The 15,368-nt window shown below is 65.1% G+C and carries 17 protein-coding genes; 6 read left to right on the forward strand and 11 right to left on the reverse strand.

What is annotated here, in order from left to right; translation table 11 throughout:
• Positions 1 to 202: 202 nt before the first annotated feature.
• The 7 genes from B5E66_RS10220 to gpr form a co-directional block, all read right to left on the reverse strand.
• Positions 203 to 574 (reverse strand): helix-turn-helix transcriptional regulator, encoded by a 372-nt coding sequence (locus tag B5E66_RS10220; protein WP_342395003.1) that lies wholly within the window; start codon positions 572 to 574, stop codon positions 203 to 205.
• A gap of 100 nt (positions 575 to 674) precedes the next feature.
• The gene (locus B5E66_RS10225) at positions 675 to 1,991 is read right to left on the reverse strand and encodes a murein hydrolase activator EnvC family protein (RefSeq protein ID WP_242958153.1); all 1,317 of its coding nucleotides are present in this window, start codon (positions 1,989 to 1,991) and stop codon (positions 675 to 677) included.
• 136 nt (positions 1,992 to 2,127) lie between these two features.
• Positions 2,128 to 2,478 carry a hypothetical protein gene (locus tag B5E66_RS13425; protein WP_242955992.1) on the reverse strand — a complete coding sequence of 117 codons (351 nt, stop codon included), beginning with the start codon at positions 2,476 to 2,478 and terminating at the stop codon, positions 2,128 to 2,130.
• A gap of 105 nt (positions 2,479 to 2,583) precedes the next feature.
• Positions 2,584 to 3,636 (reverse strand): A/G-specific adenine glycosylase, encoded by a 1,053-nt coding sequence (locus tag B5E66_RS10235; RefSeq protein WP_087232466.1) that lies wholly within the window; start codon positions 3,634 to 3,636, stop codon positions 2,584 to 2,586.
• Positions 3,637 to 3,726: 90 nt separating this feature from the next.
• Positions 3,727 to 5,115, reverse strand: a complete 1,389-nt coding sequence (gene asnS / locus B5E66_RS10240; protein ID WP_087232469.1) for an asparagine--tRNA ligase — start codon at positions 5,113 to 5,115, stop codon at positions 3,727 to 3,729.
• Between the two features lie 347 nt (positions 5,116 to 5,462).
• Positions 5,463 to 6,584 (reverse strand): stage II sporulation protein P, encoded by a 1,122-nt coding sequence (gene spoIIP, locus B5E66_RS10245; protein WP_087232472.1) that lies wholly within the window; start codon positions 6,582 to 6,584, stop codon positions 5,463 to 5,465.
• 57 nt (positions 6,585 to 6,641) lie between these two features.
• Positions 6,642 to 7,436 (reverse strand): GPR endopeptidase, encoded by a 795-nt coding sequence (gene gpr / locus B5E66_RS10250; protein WP_087232475.1) that lies wholly within the window; start codon positions 7,434 to 7,436, stop codon positions 6,642 to 6,644.
• 156 nt (positions 7,437 to 7,592) lie between these two features.
• On the opposite strand from gpr, the gene rpsT reads away from it, so the two are divergent.
• Positions 7,593 to 7,853, forward strand: a complete 261-nt coding sequence (rpsT, locus tag B5E66_RS10255) for a 30S ribosomal protein S20 (protein ID WP_087232478.1) — start codon at positions 7,593 to 7,595, stop codon at positions 7,851 to 7,853.
• 5 nt (positions 7,854 to 7,858) lie between these two features.
• Here rpsT and B5E66_RS10260 read toward each other — a convergent pair whose 3' ends face one another.
• From B5E66_RS10260 to B5E66_RS10275, 4 genes are all read right to left on the reverse strand, one after another.
• Positions 7,859 to 8,164: a hypothetical protein gene (locus tag B5E66_RS10260; RefSeq protein ID WP_087232481.1), complete on the reverse strand. Its 306-nt coding sequence runs from the start codon at positions 8,162 to 8,164 to the stop codon at positions 7,859 to 7,861.
• 65 nt (positions 8,165 to 8,229) lie between these two features.
• Complete coding sequence (gene spoVAE, locus B5E66_RS10265; RefSeq protein WP_087232484.1) at positions 8,230 to 8,586, reverse strand: stage V sporulation protein AE; 357 nt, start codon at positions 8,584 to 8,586, stop codon at positions 8,230 to 8,232.
• A 3-nt stretch (positions 8,587 to 8,589) separates the two neighbouring features.
• Positions 8,590 to 9,606 (reverse strand): stage V sporulation protein AD, encoded by a 1,017-nt coding sequence (locus B5E66_RS10270; protein ID WP_087232487.1) that lies wholly within the window; start codon positions 9,604 to 9,606, stop codon positions 8,590 to 8,592.
• A 96-nt stretch (positions 9,607 to 9,702) separates the two neighbouring features.
• A complete protein-coding gene (locus B5E66_RS10275) occupies positions 9,703 to 10,158 on the reverse strand; it encodes a SpoVA/SpoVAEb family sporulation membrane protein (protein WP_087232490.1) in 456 nt (151 codons plus the stop codon).
• A 111-nt stretch (positions 10,159 to 10,269) separates the two neighbouring features.
• Between B5E66_RS10275 and B5E66_RS10280 the strand changes: the two genes are divergently transcribed.
• The 5 genes from B5E66_RS10280 (at position 10,270) to B5E66_RS10300 (ending at position 15,315) form a co-directional block, all read left to right on the forward strand.
• A complete protein-coding gene (locus tag B5E66_RS10280) occupies positions 10,270 to 11,202 on the forward strand; it encodes a M15 family metallopeptidase (protein ID WP_242958154.1) in 933 nt (310 codons plus the stop codon).
• Positions 11,203 to 11,468: 266 nt separating this feature from the next.
• Complete coding sequence (locus tag B5E66_RS10285) at positions 11,469 to 12,041, forward strand: DUF4358 domain-containing protein (protein WP_087232493.1); 573 nt, start codon at positions 11,469 to 11,471, stop codon at positions 12,039 to 12,041.
• Positions 12,042 to 12,113: 72 nt separating this feature from the next.
• The gene (locus B5E66_RS10290; RefSeq protein ID WP_087232497.1) at positions 12,114 to 13,532 is read left to right on the forward strand and encodes an MBOAT family O-acyltransferase; all 1,419 of its coding nucleotides are present in this window, start codon (positions 12,114 to 12,116) and stop codon (positions 13,530 to 13,532) included.
• A 12-nt stretch (positions 13,533 to 13,544) separates the two neighbouring features.
• Positions 13,545 to 14,729: a DHHW family protein gene (locus B5E66_RS10295; protein ID WP_087232500.1), complete on the forward strand. Its 1,185-nt coding sequence runs from the start codon at positions 13,545 to 13,547 to the stop codon at positions 14,727 to 14,729.
• Between the two features lie 193 nt (positions 14,730 to 14,922).
• Complete coding sequence (locus B5E66_RS10300) at positions 14,923 to 15,315, forward strand: hypothetical protein (RefSeq protein ID WP_087232503.1); 393 nt, start codon at positions 14,923 to 14,925, stop codon at positions 15,313 to 15,315.
• Positions 15,316 to 15,368 lie beyond the last annotated feature (53 nt).

The raw sequence follows: 15,368 nt of genomic DNA on the forward strand, positions 1-15,368 counted from the left end.
AACACCCATCCGATGTGGCGGCAAAGAGGAATAGAACCAATATTCCTTCTGTTGTTGATCGCACCAAAACAAAAGAACTTTTGCGTCACGAAAGATAGGGTCCCTCTGCGGGGGCCGGCTGCAAAGCCGGCCCCCGCATTGTGTTTGTGCGCCCAAAATCCAAAAAGCCCCGGTCTTCCCGGGGGAAAGCAGGGGCCGATCCTCAGATCACATTTTGGAGGAGTTCTTCCAGGGGCACGCCGTAGAGCTTGGCCAGCAGCACCAGGTTGGACATGCTGGGGTCCGAGTCGCCGGTCTCCCATTTGCTGACGGCCTGACGGGACACCCCCAGGCTCTCGGCCACAAATTCCTGGGTCATGCGGCAGCGGGTGCGGTGATCTTTCAGGGTCTCGGCCAGGGTCTTGCGGACGGCGGCGGTCTCCTTTTTGACCTCCTGGGCTTTGGTGTGGGTCTTGATGTAGATCCACAGCGCCCGGATGCACAGGACCAGCAGGATGAGCGGCAGCACCACGGCGACAGCCAGGATGAGGAAGGATAAAAACATTCCGACGATTTCGATCGCAGCAAGTTTCATGACGATCAGCTCCTTTCATTTGGTGGTTCCAGCATAGCAGAAAAGGCCGGTTGCATCCACCAACTATTCCGCAACAGGGGGTTGCAAAGGAGTTGCAGGGTCAGAATTCCCGCCAGAACAGCCCTCCGCTGGTCTGGAACAGGGGCCAGGGGCTGATGCTCTTGCTGCCGATCTTGAAATCCATGGTCAGCTCCTCCCCTGCCTGGCCGATGGCGTCTCCCCGCGCCACCGACTGGCCCTTTTCCACATGGAGGTCCGCCAGGCCGTAGAGATAGCTGCGCAGCCCGCAGCCGTGGTCGATGACGATGGTGTTGCCGGTCAAAGCCAGGTTCTGGGCCACCACCACGACGCCGTCGGCGGGAGCCCGTACCGGGTCCCCGGGGATGGTGTACAGGAGGGTGGAGTTGGACTGGGTGGTCCGCGCGCCGTCCATCACCCGGGTCTGGCCGTAGTCCAGCAGGACGGTATACAGCTCGACCGGGCACAGGAAGGCCCCATGCCACAGCTTGTCCCGGGCCTGAGCCTCGTACTGGGCCCAGATGACGTTGCGGAACTCCTCATTGGCGGCGGCAGACGCGGGCGGGTCGGGCTGGGCCTCCGCCTCCCCGAAATCTTTGGCGCTGACCCCAAGGGCGATGGTCAATGTCTCGCCGTTCACCGTGACGGCAATGTCGTGGCTGCCCGCCGAGGCGTTGTAGGCTGCGGGTATGTAGCAGCGCCATCCCGCCGGGCTGCGGACGCACTGGACCGACCCCAGGTCGGTCTCCACCGTGGGGGTGCCGCTGCCCACCATCCCGCTGATTTCCAGAGCGGCTACCCCGCCCTGCTCGATGCGCTGGGCCGACAGTTCCAGCTCCGCCGACGCCTGGATGGTGAACCGGAAGGAATACTGGTAATACCCCGCCGCCCTGGCCGGCCGTTCCAGCCCGCTGTTGCGCAGGATGGCCCCGTCGGCAGGCTGGCCGAAATCCACATCGGTCATCCCGACCGGCAGCCGCCAGACCGTCAGCTGGGCCTTGTATTCCCCGTTGGCCGGATAGAGGAAGCCCGCATACTCCTCCACCGTGCCGTCAAAATAGGCGGCGTCCCCCAGGCCGTCGGCGGTGATGCGCAAGGTGGCATGGGTGGCCCATTCGGGCAGGGTGACTTCGGGATGGGCCTCGTACAGCACGCCCAGCTTCTGCACCGACAGGGTGGAGGGAGCGTAGAAGGCCTTGTCCAGCATCCCGCCGATCAGGGGCACCCGCCAGCAGCTGCCGTTTACCGCAAGGGCAGCCGAGCCGAATTGGGCGCCGGGGTCCGGGCGGCTGCCGTCGGTGGTGAAAGAGTAGCTGGCTGCCATCACCGCACCCAACAGCACAGCCACCCCCAGCGCCACACCCACCAGCCACAACAGGATGTGTTTGATGATCCGCATGGTGTGATTCCTCCTTGTCTGCAAAAAACAAAGGCGCACCGGCGGCAGGCACAAAGGCCCCCGCGGTGCGCCCTGGATCCATTTTTACCGGGCCGTGCCCCGGGACAAAACCCGGACTCCGGCCGCCGGCGCAGGGTTACTCCTCTGCCGCATCCTCGCCGGCAGCCTCGGCGTCGCCGGCATCCCCTTCGTCTTCGGTGTCGGCGGGGACAGCCTCGTCCTCCCCAAAGAGCAGACGCTCGTATTCGTCCAGCTCTTTTTCACGGCGGCGCAGGTAAACAGCCACAGCGGCCAGGGCACCGGCCACGGCGGCCAGAGCGGCGATCACGGCGATCAGACAGGATTTCTTCATAGGTCGAGCACTCTCCTTTTCACGCGCAAGGCGCTTTTTCATCTCGTTGTACCGGCAGGCAAGGTGCAGCGCGATCTTCAGCATCCCGATCATAGCTGAGAAGATATGGACAGAAGTTTGAAAGACGAGAGACATGGCCAACACCCTCCTACCCGCGGGGGCGCGGCACCGCTGCCCCCGGAATATCTCTATTATACCCGCTGGCGGACAAAATTACAACCGGAATCCACAAAATTTCCCTCACCCGAGCAGGAATTTTCGGTACGCTTTGAAGGCGCCGGGCAGGGCGTAGCCGGTTTGCAGCTGTTCGGGGCCGGCCCAGACGCAGCCTTCGGGGGGCTGCTGCTGCGGCGCGGAGAGCTGCCAGCCGGTCATCTGCCACTCCACATGGCTGAAAATGTGCCGCGAGGCGGGCAGGGGCTGCGCGCTGTCCGGGTCGGTCTGCACGCCCATGGCGGCCAGGGCTGCGGCTGCGCCGGGGGCGTCCAGGCGCTCCCCTTCAAAGGCCGGAGGCTGCCACAACCCGGCCAGCAGGCCGCCGGCGGGGCGCTTTTGGAGCAGCCATTCCCCTGTATCCTGCCGGCGCACCAGCGCCACCGTCACCGGGACCATCCGGCGGGGTTTGGGCTGGGGCTTGCAGGGCAGGCTCCGGGCGGTGCCGGCCCGGCGGCCCTGACACAGGCCGGCCAGAGGGCAGCTGCCGCACAGGGGCGCGCCGCCGGGCAGGCAGACCAGGGCGCCCAGCTCCATCAGGGCCTGGTTGTAGTCCCCGGGGGCGTCGGGGGGCTGGTGGTCCATCACGCGCCGGGTGAAGGTCTTTTTGACGGCGGGGTCGGTGATGGGAGAAGGATCGTTGTACAGCCGGGCGAACACCCGCAGCACGTTGCCGTCCACGGCGGGGACCGCCAGCCCGAAGCCGATGGAGGCGATGGCTCCGGCGGTGTAGGGTCCTACCCCCGGCAGGGCCAGCAGCTTGTCGTAGTCGGCTGGCAGCTGCCCGCCGTACTCCCGGCAGACCACCTGGGCGGCCTGCTGCATGCTGTGCACCCGGCGGTAATAGCCCAGGCCCTCCCATAGCTTGTCCAGCCGGTCGGGCGGGCAGGCGGCCAGGGCGGGGATGTCGGGCAGCTCCCGGATGAACCGCTCGTAATAGGGCAGGGCCGCCGCCACCCGGGTCTGCTGGAGCATGATCTCACTGACCCAGATATGGTAAGGGGTGGGGTCCTCCCGGAAAGGCAGGGTGCGCCGGTTCTGTCCGAACCACTGCAAAAGGGCGGGGGCGATGTGTTCCACGATACGACCTCACAACAAAACGTCCAGGCCGGCGGCCTGGACAGGGATGGATCTGCCGGCAGGCAGACGTTCGATCAGGGGCGCCGGGGCTCAGAAGCCGTAGGCGGTGCGGGGGAAGGGCAGAACGTCGCGGATGTTCTGGATGCCGGTGAGGTACATCAGCATCCGCTCAAAGCCCAGGCCGAAGCCCGCGTGCTCCACGGTGCCGAAGCGGCGCAGGTCCAGATACCAGTCGTAGCCGGTTTTGTCCAGGCCCAGCTCGTCCATCCGGGCGGCCAGCTTGCCGTAGTCCTCCTCGCGCTGGCTGCCGCCGATCAGCTCGCCGATGCCGGGCACCAGCATATCGGCTGCGGCCACCGTCCTGCCGTCGGGGTTCTGCTTCATGTAGAAGCTCTTGATCTCCTTGGGGTAGTCGGTGACAAAAACGGGCTTTTTGAACACCACCTCGGTGAGATAGCGCTCGTGCTCGGTCTGGATGTCCACGCCCCACTCCACGGGGTACTGGAACTTCTTGTTGTTCTTTTTCAGGATCTCCACCGCGTCGGTGTAGCTGACCCGGCCGAACTCGCTGCCGGCCACCAGCTCCAGCCGCTCGATCAGGCCCTTGTCGATGAACTTGTTGAAGAAGTCCATCTCGTCGGGGCAGTTGTCCAGCACATAGCGGATGACATACTTGGTCATGGCCTCGGCCACGTCCATATAGCCGGACAGGTCGCAGAAGGCCATCTCGGGCTCGATCATCCAGAACTCGGCGGCGTGCCGGGTGGTGAAGCTCTTTTCGGCCCGGAAGGTGGGGCCGAAGGTGTACACCTTGCCAAAGGCCATGGCCATGGCCTCGGCCTCCAGCTGGCCCGACACGGTCAGGTTGACCGGGCGGCCGAAGAAGTCCTTGGCGTAGTCGGTGCGGCCGTCCTCGGTCTTGGGCAGGTCGTCCAGGTCCAGGGTGGTCACACGGAACATCTCGCCCGCACCCTCGCAGTCGGAGGCGGTGAGGATGGGCGAATGGGCGTACACAAAGCCGTTCTCCTGGAAGAAGCGGTGGATGGCGTAGGCCGCCACGCTGCGCACCCGGAACGCCGCGTTGAAGGTGTTGGTGCGGGGGCGCAGGGTGGGCATGGTGCGCAGATACTCCATGCTCATCTTCTTCTTTTGCAGGGGATAGTCCTCCGAGGGGCACTGGCCCAGGATCTCGATGGTGTCGGCGTTCAGCTCAAAGGGCTGCTTGGCCTGGGGGGTCAGCACCAGGCGGCCGGTCACCCGCATACTGGTGTACAGGCCGGCGTGGGCCACTTCCTCGTAGTTGGACAGCCGGGCGGCCTCAAAGACCACCTGCAGGGTCTTGAAGCAGCCCCCGTCCGACAGGGCGATGAAGCCGATGTTTTTGCTGTCGCGGATGTTCTTGGCCCAGCCGCACACCGTCAGGACGGTGCCGTCGGCCGGGGTGGCGCGGTAAAGGGATGCGATCTCGGTGCGTTCCATTGCGGTCATACCTCCAAACGAAAATAAAAAGACAGCTTTCTCCCCAGAACTCCAGGGCGAACAAGCTGTCTTGTAATGTCCGCGGTGCCACCTGAATTCACCGGCCGGCGGCCGGTCTCATATGCTCACGCCCGCAAAGGCGAAGCACTCCCCTTTTAACGCTGGGGTGGGCGGCGCGCCTACTGCCCGCCGGGGCGGGGTTCAGGTTGCAGCTCCCGGGTGTTCTTTCTCCCTCCCTGCGGGCAGGCTCACAGCGCCGCCTGCTCTCTGTGCCGTCGTGGGGCGGGGTACTTTTCCCGATCGTCGCTTTTCGGATAGTGGCACTATATCATATCTGCGTCCGTTTGTCAACCGGTCCCGGTCAGGGCGGCGGCCAGGGCGTTGGCGGCCAGCTGCCCGGCGTACAAAGCCTCGTTCAGGTTGTTGCCGTGGGTGCCGACTTCCAGCAGCAGGCTGCCGGTGGTCAGGTCCTGGTTGTAGAACCGGTAGCTGAACAGCACCGGACGGGTCAGCCCGGGGTACATCCCCTCCATGGCGCTCTCCCAGGCGGCGGCAAACCGCAGGTTCTGCCTCCAGTTGGGCAAAGACACGGTGGAGCCGTTGTCGCACCCGCAGATCAGCATCACCTGGGCGGCTTTTTGCCCCTGGATCTCGGCCACCGGGGCCATCCGGGCCCCCTCGGCGTTCTCGATGGCGTCCCGGTGGACGTCCACCACCACCTTGATGCTGGGATATTGAGCCAGGTACTGCTGCACCACCGCCCGGCTGTTGGCGTAGCTGCCGTTGTAGCTGGGATAGTCGTTGAGGGTCTCGTCGTGGAGGGTGTGGATCCCCGCGGCGTTGAGGGTGTCGGCCATCACCCGGCCCACCGCGCACATATTGGAGGCCCGGTCGGTGGTGCGGGCCCCGCCGGCGGGGTCGGCCCACAGCCCCTGGCTCATCCGGTAGCACTCGGTGGCGTGGGTGTGCATGATCAGCACCTGGGGTTCGGGGCTGTTCAGCTGGACCTGGAAGGGCAGCGGGTTCTGGATCTCGGCGGCCACCTCGGCGGAGGGGACGCTGGTGTTGTTCTTGATGGTGCCGGCGGCGCAGGCGATGTATTTTTCCCCGCTGCCCTGGCCATAGGCCGTCTCCACCACCCCCTGGGCGTCGGAGGGCATGGCGCTGTCGGGCTGCAGCTCCACCAGGTAGGACTGGATGCCGGGGGCGCCGTCCGTCTGGCTGGAAGCGGCGGGAGCCGGGCCGCTTTCCGCCGCCGCGCTGGAGGCGGGGACCTGCCGGTCTCCGGCCAGGGCCAGGGCGGTGCGCAGGGCGGGCACCGGCCCCACCAGGGCGCCGGCCAGCACCAGGGCCAGCCCTCTGCCCCAGAGGGCCAGGGCCAGCATCACTGCGGCGGCCCCCACGGCCGCCCGGCCTGTCCCGGAACCCTTTGGCCCGCCGGCGGCGGAACGTTCTTGCGCGGGGCCCATGGCCTCACCTCCCTGCCTTGCATGATATAGACAGGTATATGCGCCAGGGAAGCCGGTTTATGCCTGGCTGGCCAGCCAGCACAGCTGGTTGACGGTGAGGCGGGGCTGCAGGGCCCGGTTGATGGCCGCCCCCAGCAAAGCCGCCCCATGGGCGATGACGCTGTCCAGGGCGCGGGGCGCTACCACCAGATCCCTGCCCTCGACGGCCTCCATCAGGGTGGGGACCCCGGCCGCCACCACCGGCACCCCCAGGCCGGCGGCGTCCAGATGGCGGCTGGAACCGGGGTCGGCGGGGGCCAGCCCGGTATCCGAAAACTGGATGGTGCGGCCCAGACGCTGGGGCTCGGAGGAGCACAGGCTGTCCACGCACAGCAGGGCGGTGGGGCGCACCGCCCCCACCAGGGCCCGCGCCAGCTCCTGCAGGCTCAGCCCGGCGGACTGGGATACCCCCGGGGCCACCGCCGCCACCGGCCGGATCCCCCGCAGCGGCAGCGGATGGCTGGCCCCCATGGTCACCAGCACATGCTGCACCGTCCGGGGCCCCAGCGCGTCGGCGGTCACCCGGCGGTTGCCCACCCCCAGCACCAGCACCGGGCCTTCGGGGGGCAGCAGGGCCCGCAGTTCCTCCGCCGCCAGCTCGATGACCGCGGTGTCCCGCTCGTCCAGCAGGCTGAGGCTGGGGGTCTCCAGGGTGACATACCGGCCCCGGGGCCGGGCCAGCCCGTCCCGGGAGATCTCCACCCGGGTCAGGCGCATCCCGTTCTGGCGCAAAGTGGCCAGGCGTATCCCGGTCCGGTCCCCGGCGGCCTGTCCGGGGCCGAAAAGTTCGTCTGCCATGTCTGTATAGCGCATTCCGATGCCTCCTTTGGCCGGTTTTGGCCGGCTGCTTTGGCCAAAGTGTGGGCAAAAGAAATTTTTTCAAACAAAATTTGAAAAAAAGCTTGCGCAAATACGGCGAATATGCTATTATAGAGTGCGCTGTTATAGGTAGCCAAGGAGGTGGAACGAATGCCTAACATCAAATCCCAGAAGGACCGCGTTGTCCAGTCTGCTGCAGAGCGGGCTCACAATAAGGCCATTAAGACCAACCTGAAAACAGTCGTCAAGAAGGCAAACGCTGCCATCGATGCCAAAGCCGCTGACAAGGACGCTACTGTCCTGGCTGCTGTTTCCGCGATCGACAAGGCCCGCGCCAAGGGTGTGCTGAAGAAAAACACCGCGTCCCGCAAGATCAGCCGCATGGCCAAGCGCGCCAACAAGGCCGTCTAAGCCGTTCACGACTGGTTCGATACGTTTGACGAACAAAGCTCTCCGCGCCATTCACCCGGCAGGAGGGCTTTTGTTTTTACGGGACCCGGGACCGGCTCCAGCAGGCCGTCGGGACCAAGGGGAGCCTGGGGCAGCCAGACCCAGCCCAGTGCCAGCGCCAGACAGGCCGCCCAGGCCGCCGCAAGGGCTCCCGGCCCAAAGGCAGGCCCCTGGCCCGCCCATGCGGCGGCCAGCCCCTGACAGGCCCAGAACAGGCCGGGCAGCGCGCCCAGCATCCCGGCGGCCCCCAGGCATACAGCTCGTATCGTCATGTAAAACGCCCCCTTTTGGCCCAGCATACCATGTCCTGGGCGCAAAGAGGGGCGAAAAGGGGCGGTCAGTTCTGGTCGTGGCTTTTGCCCACAAAGGAGCACACCACCCCGCACAGCAGGCTGGCGGTGATGCCGGCGGCTCCCGCCTGCAGCCCGCCGGTCAGGCAGCCCAGCAGCCCCTGCCGGGCCACCGCCTGCTGCACCCCCTGAGCCAGCAGGTGGCCGAACCCCAGCAAAGGCACGCTGGCGCCGCTGCCTGCAAAGTCCACCAGCGGGCCGTACAGGCCCAAAGCGGACAGGGCTACCCCGGCCACCACATAGCCGGTGAGGATGCGGGCGGGGGTCAGGTTGGTCAGGTCCAGCAGCAGCTGTCCCACGACACAGATGGCCCCGCCCACCACAAAAGCCCAGACGTATGCCATCGCTTATCCCTCCTTTTGGGCCGGCGCGGCCAGCTCCACCAGGTGGGCGATGGCCGGAATGGTCTCTTTCTGCAAAAAGGTGGTCTGGCTCATCAGGGCCCCGGTGGCGATGAAGGCCACCCGGCCCATCTCGCCCCGCTCCAGCAGGGGCAGGATATGCCCGCACAGCACGCTGGCGCAGCAGCCCGGCCCCGAGGCCCCGCTGCGCACCTGGGGGTCGCTGCCATAGAGCAGGCAGCCGCAGTCCTGGTGGCGCAGCCCCGTCACGCCCTCGGCCTCCAGCAGCTGGGCCAGCAGGGCGCTGCCTACCCGGCCCAGGTCTCCGGTGTAGACGCAGTCCAGGGCGGCGGGCGCCGTGCCGGTGTCCCGCAGATAGCGCAGCAGGGTGGCGGCGGCAGCGGGTGCCATGGCGGCCCCCATGTTGCTGATGTCCCGGACCTGGTAGTCCTGCACCCGCCCCAGGGTGACCGCCCGCACCTGCACCCCCGTTCCCCGGGGCCGCAGCAGGCAGCAGCCGGCCGCGGTGGCGGTCCACTGGGCGGTGGGGGCCCGCACGGCGCCGTAACTCAGCGGGGTGCGGAACTGGCGCTCGGCGGCGCAGAAATGCCCCGAGGCCATGGCCAGCACCCCCTCGGCGAGGTCCCCGGCACAGAGGGCGGCCCCCAGGCCCAAAGCCTCCGCCATGGTGCTGCAGGCCCCGAACAGCCCCGCAAAGGGGATGTCCAGTTCCCGCATGGCATAGCTGGAGGCGGTGCACTGGGCCTGCAGGTCACCGGCCAGGACCAGGCTGACCGAGTCCTCGGCGGCGTGCCCTTTTTGCAGGCAGAGCCGGGCCGCCCGCAGCTGCAAGGCCCGCTCGGCGGCCTCCCAGTTTTTCTGGCCAAAAAGATTGTCCTGGCTCAGCTGGTCAAAACAGTCCGCCAGAGGCCCGCGGCTCTCCTTTTTGCCCCCCACCGCCGCGTGTGCCGCAATGACCGGCGGCCTTGCAAACCGCAGGGTGTCGCCTTGCCGCAGCGCCAACCGCATCCACTCCTTTCCATGTTCTGCGCCGGGCCCGAAAAACGGCCTGCCGTTCGCCCGGCTTTTGCAATATTTTCCATCTGGCAGGCGTATTCTCTATACAAGACCCATCGCCATCTGCCCCAGCCACAGCCCCGCGCCGTATACCGCCGAGGCCAATGTGCCGTAGACGATGACCGGCCCCGCGATGGTGAACATTTTGGTGCCGGTGCCGGTGACGTGTCCCTCGGGGGAAAACTCGATGGCCGCGCTGACCACCGCATTGGCAAAGCCGGTGATGGGCACAAGGCTGCCCGCACCCGCCCGGGACGCCAGCTTTTGGTACCACCCCAGGGTGGTGCACAGGGCCGACAGGGCGATCAGGGTGCAGCTGGTCAGGGTGGCGGCGGTGGCGGGGTCCGCCCCGGCCGCCAGGTACTGCCGGCGCACCAGCTCCCCCAGGGCACAGATGGCGCCTCCCGTGCAGAAAGCCCACAGGCAGTCCCGCCCCAGAGGGGAGGGCGGTCCCGTCTGCCGGACCCTGCGGGCGTATTCTTCCGCTGACAAATGCATATCGTTTCGCCTCGCTCCTGGTGTTCTGTTCATTAAGGTGCCCAGGCGGAGCGTATCTATACACGTTCATCTGTCCAATCTTTACAGAAAGAAGGGATCTTTATCCAACCCATGTCCAATGATCCGCGCCGCCCCCAGGGCGGCCATCGCCCCGGCGGCCGTCCGCCCATGAACGCCGCCCAGATGCGCCGTCGCCGCCGCCAGCGCCGCGCCCGGCGTATCTTCCACCTGCTGACCCGCCTGGCCGTGCTGGGCCTGGTGGCGGGGGGCGTCGTGTTTGTGGGCAGCCGTTTCCAGATCCAGGCGGCCCGCGCCCAGCAGGCCCGGGATGAGGCGGCCGCCGCCAGCGCCGCTGCGGCCTCCAGCGCTGCGGCTGCTTTGCATGAACAGGCGGCTTCCAGCGCCGCCCGGGCCCAGGCTGCCGCAGAAGCTGCCGCCATCCTGGCCGACCCCCGGATGGTGCTGGTCAACCACGACACCCCCATGCCCGAGGATTACACCTTCGATACCAAGGAGTGCGGCTCGTCCCTGTCCATCAACGACACCCTCCAGACCGAGGCGGCCGACGCGTTCCTGGCCATGCAGGCGGCAGCCGCCGCCGACGGGGTCACCATCTGGATGCAGAGCGGCTACCGCAGCGTGGAATACCAGACCACTCTCTACAACAACAAGACCCAGCAGTATCTCAACCAGGGCTATGACGAGGCCACCGCCCGCCAGATGGCGGCCAATGTGGTCAATCCGCCCCGCTATTCCGAGCACAACTGCGGCCTGGCCGCTGACCTGAACTGCCCCGAATACACCACCCTTGACGAGGGCTTTGAGAATACCGAGGCCTTTGCCTGGCTGTGCGAGCACGCGGTGGACTACGGCTTTATCCTGCGGTATCCCAAGGGGGAGCAGGCCGAGGCGGTCACCGAGATCACCTATGAGCCCTGGCACTGGCGGTATGTGGGCCCCGAGAACGCGGCCCGCATCCAGGCCAGCGGCCTGATCTTTGAGGAGTACATCGCCCAGCTGCAGGCGGCGGCAGCGGCTGCGTGAGGGCTGTGAAAGTTTTGGCTCCGATTGCTTTTTGCGGCCCGATATGATAAGATAAGCATGGCTTGCAAAAAGCCTGCAAAGCGATCCCGCGCCGTGGGAAGCGCCCCCAAAAATCCGCTATGCTGCGCGCTTGTTGCCCCCGACTGTCCCCTTTTCTTGTATCCCAGAAAAGGCGCGCAGGCCGGGTCTGCCGGCGGCCGGCGGCGTGCGGCGGCGCCCCCTGGTGCAGAATGGATAGACTGATGAGAAAGAAAAGGAATCTTGCCATGATGAAACGTAAATTTCTGCTTTCCGTGACCGCCCTTGCCCTGTGTGCCGCCCTTCTGGCGGGCTGCGGCGGGTCTTCTTCCAGCACTGCTTCCAGCGCCCAGAGCACGGCGCCCGCCTCCTCGGCTGATGCCGGCTCCGGCGCCCGTACCGCCGAAAACGGCACAGTGGACCTGGATGCCATTGTCAGCCAGCTGCTGGAGACAAACCCCATCTCCAACCAGTTCGAGATCGCGGCCATGAACATCGAGTACGACTTCGGCCTGGCCGCGGAGGATGTGACCGCCTACAAGGGGGTGCGCAGCAACGACAACGGCGACGCGGGCCTGGTGCTGGTGATCCAGCCCGCCGCAGGCAAGTCGGAAGCCATCTGCGAGCAGCTGCAGACCTACAAGCAGGACCAGGTGGCCTTCTACGGCAACTATGCCGAGTTCGGCCAGGCCCAGTCCAATGTGGAAAACGCCGTCATCTCGGGCCGGGACAACCTGGTGGTGATGGTCATTGCGTCCAACGAGTCCACCGGCGATATCTCCGGCGCTGTCGACAGCGTCATGGACCAGTACGCCCAGTAAGCGTCTGCCCCAGAGCCGATCCCATGGCATGGGCTCTTCTTTGATTCTGGCCTGTGAGAAGGAGACACCACCTTGATATTCAGTTCGATCATCTTCCTGTTCCATTTCCTGCCCTTCACCCTGGCGGCCTATTATATCGCCCCGGCCAGGGCCAAGAACACCGTCCTGTTTATCTGCAGCCTGGTGTTCTACTGCTGGGGCGAAGTGCGGTTCTTCCCGGTGATGCTGAGCCTGATCCTCATCAACTACCTGTGCGGCCTGGCCATCGCCCATTTCGAGGGCCGGCGGGGCTGGCAGCGGGTGTTCCTGGTGGCGGCTCTGGTGGGCAGCCTGGGGATGCTGTTCTATTTCAAATACGCCAATTTTGTGCTGGAGAGCGTCAATGCCCTGCTGGGCACTCACTTTGCCCCCATCGAGGGGATCAGCGTGCTGCCGCTGGGCATCAGCTTCTACACCTTCCAGACGCTGTCCTACACCATCGACGTCTACCGCCACGATGTCGGCTCGGAAAAGAACATCATCGATTTCGGCGCCTATGTGGTCATGTTCCCCCAGCTGATCGCCGGCCCCATCGTCAAATACCGGGACGTGGCGGCCCAGCTGCACGTGTACAAGCACCGCTATTCCCTGTCCCAGATCGAGGAGGGTATGACCATCTTCACCTTCGGCCTGGCCAAAAAGGTATTGCTGGCCGATGCGGTGGGCGCCTTGTGGACCGATATCATCGGGGTGGCCGACGACGCCTCGGTCACCTTTGTGGGGCTGGCCAACGCCTCCACTCCGCTGGTGTGGCTGGGCATCCTGGCGTACAGCTTCCAGCTGTATTTCGACTTTTCGGGCTATTCCATGATGGCCATTGGCATGGGCAAGATGATGGGCTTCGAGTTCCCCCAGAACTTCAACTATCCCTATATCTCGGCCTCCATCACCGAATTCTGGCGCCGCTGGCATATGACCCTGTCCAGCTGGTTCCGTGAGTATGTGTATATCCCCCTGGGCGGCAACCGCAAGGGGCTCAGGCGGCAGATCTTCAACCTGTTCATCGTGGAGCTGCTCACCGGCATCTGGCACGGCGCCAACTGGAACTTCATCTGCTGGGGCCTGTATTATTTCGTGCTTCTGGCGGCGGAAAAACTGTTCCTGCTCAAGCACCTGCAAAAGGGCCGGGTGTGGCCCCATATCTACACCCTGTTCTTTGTGGTGGTGGGCTGGGCCATGTTCGTGGGCAACGACCCCGGCGTGCAGTTCGGGCTGCTGTTCCGCAAGCTGTTCGTGCCCAGCGGCGGCGTGTCTCCGCTGTATTTCCTGCGCAATTACGGCGTTCTGCTGGTGGTGTCCTTCATCTGCTGCACCCCCCTGATCGAAAAGCTGTGGGACAAGCTGAAAAAGCGCAGCTGGACCCGGGTGCTAACGGTGGGGCTTTTGCTGGTGGTCTCCACCGCCTATGTGGTGGGCAGCACCAACAGCCCCTTCCTCTACTTCAACTTTTAAGGAGGCGCCCCTATGGAAAAACACGCAAAGCCCGGCGGGCTGCGGGCACTGGGCCGCTACCCGGTGCTGATCCTGTTCACAGCCTTTTTTGCGGGGGTGTTCCTGCTGGACGGCATCACTCCGGACCGCCGGATCAGCGAGCTGGAAAACACCACCCTGACCCAGCGCCCCGCCGTCACCGCGCAGATCCTGACCGCCCGCGGCCTGAACGACTTTTTCAACAGCTACTCCCAGTACACCAAAGACCAGATCCCCGGCCGCGACGCCTGGATCGGGCTGCAGAGCTTTGTGGAGACCACCCTGCTCCAAAAGACCCAGAGCGGCGGGGTGCTGCTGGGGGCCGGCGGACAGATGTTCGACCGTACCTACGGCCTTGTCTCCAGCGAGGAGCGCACCCTGCCCCGGAACATCGCGGCGGTGGCCGCCCTGGCGGGCCGCTATCCCGGCAAAGTGTACGCCATGGTAGCCCCCTCGGCGGCGGCTGTCTATCCCGAGCGGGTGCCCGCAGGGGCGCCGCTGCTGTCGGAGGAGAGCTACGTCGCCCAGATCCGGGCGGCGGTGGAGCAGGCCGGCGGGACCTTTGTCCCCCTGCAGGAGGCCCTCGAGGCCCACAAGGACGAGTATATCTACTACCGCACCGACCACCACTGGACCACCCTGGGGGCCTATTACGCCTACGATCAGCTGTGCCAGACGCTGGGGCTTGTCCCCTTTGACCGGTCGGCCCACACCGCCGTGGAGGTGGAAAACTTCTACGGCACCTTCTATTCCCGGGCCCGCACCTGGAACGCCAGGCCCGATGTGCTGACCTACTACCAGCTGGACGCCCCCCTGACCATCTACCAGGTGACCGGGCCGGGGATGCCCGGCGAAGGGCAGACCACCGGCCTGTATGACCTCGCCAAGCTGGACGCCTACGACAAGTACGCGGCTTTCCTGCACGGCAACAACGGCCTGAGCCGGGTGGAAGGGGAAGGCCAGGGCCGCATCCTGGTGATCAAGGACAGCTACGCCAATTCCCTGGTGCCCTTCCTCACCGCCAACTATGCGGATATCGATGTCATCGACCTGCGCAACTACAATTACGGTCTGGATGCCCTGATCCAGGAAAACCAGTATGACCAGATCCTGGTGCTGTACAGCTTTGACAGTTTCAAGAGCGATCCCTACCTCTACCGGGCGGGGATCGAGGGATAAAAGGCTTCCGGTTTTCACAAAGATACGGGCTGTAACTTATAGAAAAAGCCTAAATTTTAACCTTTTTGAATGGAAACTCTTGAGCATTCTCTCACAATGTGGTAAAATGAGCGTGAACCCCGGATACGTGAGGGAATCTGTTTTGCGGCCGGTTTTCCTGTCGCGGCCCTTGTAAGCAAAGGAGATTTTACCTATGAAACAGAAGATCCGTTATCCTGAGCATTTCGCTCCCATCGCAGAGGACGAAATGGTCTATCTCAACGGCGGCAGCCTGTTTGAGGACGTGGGCAACGCGGTGGACGATGCAGTGGATGCCACCAACAAGACCCTGGGCACGCTGGGCACTGTGGCCAGCGTGGTGGGTGTCGTGGTTCTGGGGGCAAGCTACATCTGGGGCCTCCAGCAGGCCAACCGCTGGCTGGACAACAACGCGGACGGCAACATCTTCACCATCCTGGGCCGGGCTGTTGACGATCTGGGCGCTGATATGTCCAAGTCGGTGTCCTACTTCGCGCGCGATCTGGTAGCCGCCGGCATGGTGGTGGCCCTGTGGCCCATCAGCATCCCCGTCCTGCTGATCATCTGATCCCTGTTTGCAAACGGACGCATTTCTGCTGGGACCTTCTCCAGTTGGAAGCT

The organism is Faecalibacterium sp. An121, from assembly GCF_002160915.1.
GTDB classification, from domain to species: domain Bacteria; phylum Bacillota; class Clostridia; order Oscillospirales; family Ruminococcaceae; genus Faecalibacterium; species Faecalibacterium avium.